Genomic DNA, 6,147 nt, shown 5'->3' with positions numbered 1-6,147 from the left:
CCAGCAGTTTTGTATACAAGGATTTTTTCGACCAGGTACTCCGGCGGATTCAGAGACTGAAACTGGAGTGAATGCGGCAGGCATCCATTTTTTAAACACTGATGTTAGACCAAGGGTGTAGTCTGTCCAAAACAGATCCGTTTTAGAAATTCGTTCTGAAATGTTGTTCAAAACAAGAAAATCACTTTGATTTTGCCAAGCAAATAGAAAAATATTAGGAATCATATAATTTTGAAGCAATTGACGGTTCAACTGGGAAGTATGAATAATTCAAGCCTATTATTAAAAATACCAATGATACATTAATTAAGGTGTTGGATTGAAATTGATTTGAGATAAAACTACTAAAAGGAATTAATAATAAAGTTGTAAATAAAAACAAAGTGGTTAGTAATTGTATTTGACTACTATTAATATTAAATTCATTCATTAAAGTTGGATATACATTTATTAATAGAAACTGAGTAAAGGCAAATAAAAATAAAGCATTTAGAATTATATAAAATGAAATATTGTTATAGTTAGTTTTTGTCATAAAATTCATCCTTCTATACTTTTTAAATTGATTTATGTTAGAATATCATTATATTGTTTTTGTTGCAATTGCAATAAAATGGAGGTACGTTAATGACAGACATATTAAGAGATATTGGAATCATTGCAAGAGCTTTAGATTCAATAAGTAATATTGAATTTAAAGCTATCAATTTATCAAAAGGACAATTTGTTTATTTAGTTAGAATTTGTGAGAATCCAGGCATTATTCAAGAACAGTTAGTAGAAATGTTAAAAATTGATAGAGCAACAGCCTCTCGAGCTATTAAAAATATGGAACAAAATGGAATAATTACAAAAAGAACTGATAAAGAAAATAAGAAAAATAAACTATTATATGCTACAGAAAAGGGGCAAGAACTTTATTCTTTTATAATAAGAGAGAATGAACATTCTAATTCTGTTGCTTTAGAAGGCTTAACAGAAACAGAAATTACAACTTTGGTAGTGTTATTAAACAAAGTTAAAAATAATATCTCAAATGATTGGCTTTATGTTAAAAAAGGCAACAAAAGAAACTATTAGAAACATAGGAGGAACAATGATGATTAGAGTATGTAATGTATCTGATTCAGAAGAATTGAAAAAAATTGGTAAAAAAACGTTTGACGAAACTTTTAGGTCTCAAAACAAAGAAGAAAATATTGAAGAATACCTAAAAACAACCTTCACTTCTAAAAGAATGGTAGACGAATTGAACAATCCAAATTCATATTTTTATTTCATTTATTTTAAAGAAGAATTAGCTGGATATTTAAAATTAAATATAAATGATGCACAGACTGAAGTAATTGAAGGTAGCAATATAGAAATTGAACGCATTTATATATTGAAGAAATTTCAAAAACATGGATTAGGCAAGAAATTATACGATCAAGCAATAAAAATAGCAAAAGATTTAGAGTGTAAAAATATATGGTTAGGCGTATGGGAACAAAATGAAAATGCAATTCAATTTTATAAAAAATTAGGTTTCTATAAAATTGATGAACATACATTTTATATGGGAGATGAGAAACAAATTGATTTTATTATGTTAAAAGAATTATAAAAAGGGGGATTCTATGTATATTCCAAAATATTATCAAATTAATGATTACCAAGAAATTAGAAGTTTTATTGAGAAAAATAACTTCGCTATTATAGTGTCTACTGAAAATGGAAGCCCTATAGCTACACATATTCCTGTGATGATAACAGAGAAAAACAATGATTTATACATTTCTGGTCATTTTGCAAAAGGCAACCAGCAGGTGGAAACTATAGATGATAATAATATATTAGTAATATTTCAAGGAGCACATGGTTATATATCATCAACTTGGTATGATCAAGAAGATGTCCCAACTTGGAATTATCAAAGTGTTCATATATATGGTAAGGGAAAGACTTTAAGTGAAGATGAATTAATAGTAGATTTAGAACATTTATTAGAAAAATATGAAAAACATCGTGAAAATGGTGCTACCTGGGATAATATGTCGGATAAAACAAAAAAACAAATTAAAGGCATTATAGGCTTTGAAATTAAGGTGAATAAAATATTAGCAGCTTACAAATTAAGTCAAAAACGTAGCGAAAATGAAAAAAATAAGATTATCAGTCAATTAAGTGATTCCAATAATTTAACAGATAAAATTTTATCAAAAGAAATGAAAAGAAATTTATAAATTATTCTTTATCTATTAAAAATATTTAGCCCTGAATTTCAAGTTTAAGTTAGCCACCAGGGTCTAACCCTGTACCAGAGTTTGTGAAAGCCCTCTGAGGCTGGGTTTCGCCTCCCCGAGGGGAGGCGAAAAATTCTACATTAGGCACTTTGCGCCTGCTTTGTCTGGTTCATTGCCTTGGCGAAACGCTCATGGGGTGTCTCGTAGTCCAAGATTTTACGTGGATAGTCATTCATCCATCGTTGGATGCGCTGGATCTGTCGGTCACTGATGGATGAAATGGACTGACCTTTCGGGATAAACCGACGTATGAGTTTGTGCTGATTCTCGCTGGTCCCCCGCTCATATGAAGCGAATGGCCGGGCAAAATAGACATCTGTGACTGTTTTCAATGTTTCATGCAGTTCACTGAACTCGGAACCGTTATCGGACGTGATGGTCTTGAATAATGATGGCATATGGTCACCGGCGCGTTCAACGAGTGATTCAATCGCCTCAGTGACGGGGTGTGCTTCTTTGCCATCAATTTTTAAAAGCACTTCAAACCGGGTCTGTCGCTCAGCCAGTGTCAGCAGCACCGCATCATTCTTGTGTCTCGCACCGATGACTGTGTCGATTTCCCAGTGACCGAATGTCTCCCGGGATTCGACAGCTTCCGGCCGGTCAGCGATGGACGGCCCCAAATCACGTTTATGTTCACGGTTCTTGCGCGTTTTTGATTTTGTATTGCGGCTCAGCTTCTCTGATAGATTGATGTTCTTGGTGCGCATGATATGTCGGTCAATCCAGTTGTACAGTGTGGTCGTACATGGCATCAGTTCAGCGGGGAACAGCTCCCGTTGTTTCGCAGCACCAATGACGGCATCCGGCGACCAGTGGTGATCCAGCATCTGTGCATCTGCCCAGTCGACAAATGCATTGGATTGGCTCCATTTCGGTCGCCGGCCGGAATGGCGACGATTGGTTTCATAACAGGTTTGGGCGTAGCCTGGGTCATATACATAATACTCGTAATCATATGTCTTTCCATTCTGTTTCTGGCGGGTGATCTGTCGAACGGTGCCGCGATGGATTTCGTTATTAATCGTTTGAGGTGCGCGTCTTAAACGGCGGGCAATCGCACGGTTGGAGTATTTTTCTTTCTTTAACACCTCGATTTGGGCCCGTTCATCTTTGGTGAGGTGTTTGTCTTTGATGGATTCAGTGTTATCATGAAATTGCGTCATGTGATTTCATTCCTTTATTGAGAGTCTGCTAACTTCAATATAACATGAAATTCACATGGCGTTTTTTGTATCAAAGGTGGCTAAGTTCATTATAAAATCCACCAAAAATATTTAGCAGTTAAAGTTTTTATTGATTAATATAATTGAAGGAGAAGAAAATATTATGCTTACTCAAAATTTTCATGTTGCTGTTCCAACTGTATTTTATGATAATGAAGAATTAAATATTATAGGTACAATCAACCATATAGAACATCTTTATAATAAAGGGGTAAAGTCAGTTTTAGTTTGTGGCACAACAGGTGAACAACATAGTTTAAAAGTGGACGAAAAAATAGCTTTAATAAAAGCAATTAATAATAGTCAAATTGTGAATAGTATGGAAATTATATTTGGAGTTGCAGCAATTCGGCAAAAAGATGCAGAAGAACTTGCAGAAGTAATAGAAACAACAAATATATCAGGAATTATGTTAGGATATCCACCTTATATTTTGCCATCTCAAAAAGTAGCTGTTGAGTATACTAAATCAATTATAAAAAGAGTGAATAAACCAATTATTTTATATAATAATCCAGGTAGAACAGGATTTGATTTATCAATAGAAAGCATTATTACTTTAAGTAAATATAATAATATTATTGGTATAAAAGATCCTGGAAATGAATCTAAATTATCTATATTAAAAGAAAATATAAAAAAACAGTTATATTATTATGCAGGCGGTGAACTTAATTTAGAATCTAAATTAATGAGTGGGTACAACAGATTATCCTCTATTGCAGGTAATGTATATCCAAAAGAAGTTAATGAGTGGTTATTATCTATTTTAAATAAAAATAGCGATATTAATCATAAAAATATAAAAGATAAAATTAATAATTTGTACAACGGAAATATAATATTAAATATTAAAAATGAAATTTCTTTAGGTATAGCTAGAAAGCCTTTAGGAAATTAACATATTTTAGATGAAGTGTGCAGAAAATAACCATTTTCTGCACACTCTTTTTTTATGTCTAATAAGTAAGTAGGGGCTACTGAATATTAAAATTTCCCTGATATTAAAGGGTTTATACCCATTTTTGTCGAAATCAGGTGCAAAGTCATTTATCATGGAACCAACCAATATTATCTGTGGAGGTCCCCCTTATGTATGCACACAATCAGAACCAAATGATCATGCCGGATGAATTTTTCCTGCCGTTCGAAGGCCAGCTGAACGCTGACAACCGCTGGGTTCGTATGGCGTCCCTCATTCCCTGGGCAGAAGTCGAGTCGGAATATATCAAACAGCTCGGAGACACTAATCAGGGCAGCCAAGCGAATTCGGCCCGCCTTGCACTTGGGGCGCTGATCATCAAAGAAAAACTGGGTCTCAGTGATATAGAGACCGTCGAAACTGTGACGGAGAATCCATATATGCAGTATTTCCTCGGGCTCGAGGCTTTTAAGGACGAGCCGCCGTTCGATGACTCTTCGATGACTCATTTCCGCAAGCGGTTCGATGCGGCATACATCAACACTCTGAATGAACGGATGGTCCAGATGCAGCGTGAATCGTCTTCATCGGAACCGTCTGACACAACCGACACGCCAGAAAGCGATGATGATCATCATAATCCACCGCCCCCATCGGCTGACGACACAACCGGTTCACAGCCAAAGCAGACGAAATCTAACCAGGGCAAATTGATGCTGGATGCAACATGTGCCCCTGCCGACATTCAATATCCGACCGATCTGAGACTGTTGAATACCGCCAGAGAAAAACTGGAAGCGATGATTGACACCCTGCATGCCCCGTTTGTGGGCCAACAGGCCAAACCGCGTACATACCGCAAAAAGGCGCGTAAGCAATACCTGGCGGTCGCCAAACAGCGCCGGCCAGGGATAGATAAGATTCGAAAAGCGATTCATCAACAGTTGGGATATGTCGGCCGCAATTTGAAGCATGTCACCACACTCGCAGACAAAAACGGACTGGCAGCCCTGAGCCCGAGACAGTACCGCGACCTTCTGGTCATCCAGGCATTATACCGCCAACAAAGCAAAATGTTTGAAGAAAAGCGTGCCGGCATCGATGATCGCATCGTCAGTATCCGCCAGCCGCATGTGCGTCCGATCGTCCGCGGTAAGATGAATGCCCCGGTCGAATTCGGCGCCAAATTGTCGGTCAGTCTGGTGGATGGCTATGCATTTCTGGATGTGCTGTCATGGCACCCCTATCACGAAGGAAAAGGGCTCCAGGCTTCGGTGGAACAGTACAAACAGCGCTATGGCCATTACCCGGAAGCTGTATTGGCGGATACCATCTACCGCACGCGGGAGAACCGCACATACTGTCAAACCCTCGGCATTCGCCTGAGCGGGCCGAAACTCGGTCGACCGGCCAAAGATGCACAGATCAATGCCGACCAAAAACGCATCGAGTACCAGGATGCCTCAGAACGCAATGCCATCGAAGGCAAATTTGGAGAAGGCAAGCGCCGCTACGGGCTGGGCCGTATTTCCGCATGCCTTCAGAAGACCAGTGAGACCGTCATCGCCCTCAACTTCCTGGTCATGAACCTTGGAAAGGTCCTCCGGGATACTTTTTTCTCTTTTTTATTTCGTTGCGCATCCTGTGTCCGAGTGAATCCCAGGATTTATCCTGGGATTCACTGATGAACTTTGAGTTGTTCAGTAAACCCTAA

8 protein-coding genes are annotated in these 6,147 nt (G+C 37.7%); 5 read left to right on the top strand and 3 right to left on the bottom strand.

The window, feature by feature from the left end; translation table 11 throughout:
• Together BO48_RS16585 and BO48_RS16580 are read right to left on the bottom strand one after the other, a co-directional pair.
• On the bottom strand, positions 1-252 hold a 252-nt coding region (locus tag BO48_RS16585; RefSeq protein WP_496369223.1), incomplete at its 3' end, for a hypothetical protein.
• Positions 215-535, bottom strand: a complete 321-nt coding sequence (locus BO48_RS16580) for an MFS transporter (RefSeq protein WP_496369219.1) — start codon at positions 533-535, stop codon at positions 215-217. The genes BO48_RS16585 and BO48_RS16580, both read right to left, overlap by 38 nt.
• 92 nt (positions 536-627) lie before the next feature.
• Here BO48_RS16580 and BO48_RS16575 point away from each other — a divergent pair, with 92 nt between their 5' ends.
• From BO48_RS16575 to BO48_RS16565, 3 genes are read left to right on the top strand one after another with little or no spacing between them, the layout of a single operon-like run.
• Positions 628-1,080, top strand: coding sequence for a MarR family winged helix-turn-helix transcriptional regulator (locus tag BO48_RS16575; protein WP_496369217.1), 453 nt, complete (start codon positions 628-630; stop codon positions 1,078-1,080).
• Between the two features lie 19 nt (positions 1,081-1,099).
• Positions 1,100-1,606, top strand: coding sequence for a GNAT family N-acetyltransferase (locus BO48_RS16570; protein ID WP_496369221.1), 507 nt, complete (start codon positions 1,100-1,102; stop codon positions 1,604-1,606).
• Between the two features lie 13 nt (positions 1,607-1,619).
• The gene (locus BO48_RS16565) at positions 1,620-2,225 is read left to right on the top strand and encodes an FMN-binding negative transcriptional regulator (RefSeq protein ID WP_496369216.1); all 606 of its coding nucleotides are present in this window, start codon (positions 1,620-1,622) and stop codon (positions 2,223-2,225) included.
• Positions 2,226-2,365: 140 nt separating this feature from the next.
• On the opposite strand, the gene BO48_RS16560 is transcribed toward BO48_RS16565, so the two are convergent.
• Entirely contained in the window at positions 2,366-3,451 is a 1,086-nt protein-coding gene (locus BO48_RS16560) for an IS30 family transposase (RefSeq protein WP_496369214.1), read from the bottom strand.
• A 130-nt stretch (positions 3,452-3,581) separates the two neighbouring features.
• Between BO48_RS16560 and BO48_RS16555 the strand changes: the two genes are divergently transcribed.
• Positions 3,582-4,412, top strand: a complete 831-nt coding sequence (locus BO48_RS16555; protein ID WP_496369212.1) for a dihydrodipicolinate synthase family protein — start codon at positions 3,582-3,584, stop codon at positions 4,410-4,412.
• Positions 4,413-4,603: 191 nt separating this feature from the next.
• Positions 4,604-6,118 (top strand): IS5 family transposase, encoded by a 1,515-nt coding sequence (locus tag BO48_RS16550; RefSeq protein ID WP_496369210.1) that lies wholly within the window; start codon positions 4,604-4,606, stop codon positions 6,116-6,118.
• Positions 6,119-6,147 lie beyond the last annotated feature (29 nt).

The sequence above is a fragment of the Lacicoccus kunmingensis DSM 17847 genome (genome assembly GCF_059568765.1).
The sequence above is the reverse complement of the archived record's forward strand: the minus strand, read 5'-3'. Positions and strand labels throughout refer to the sequence as shown.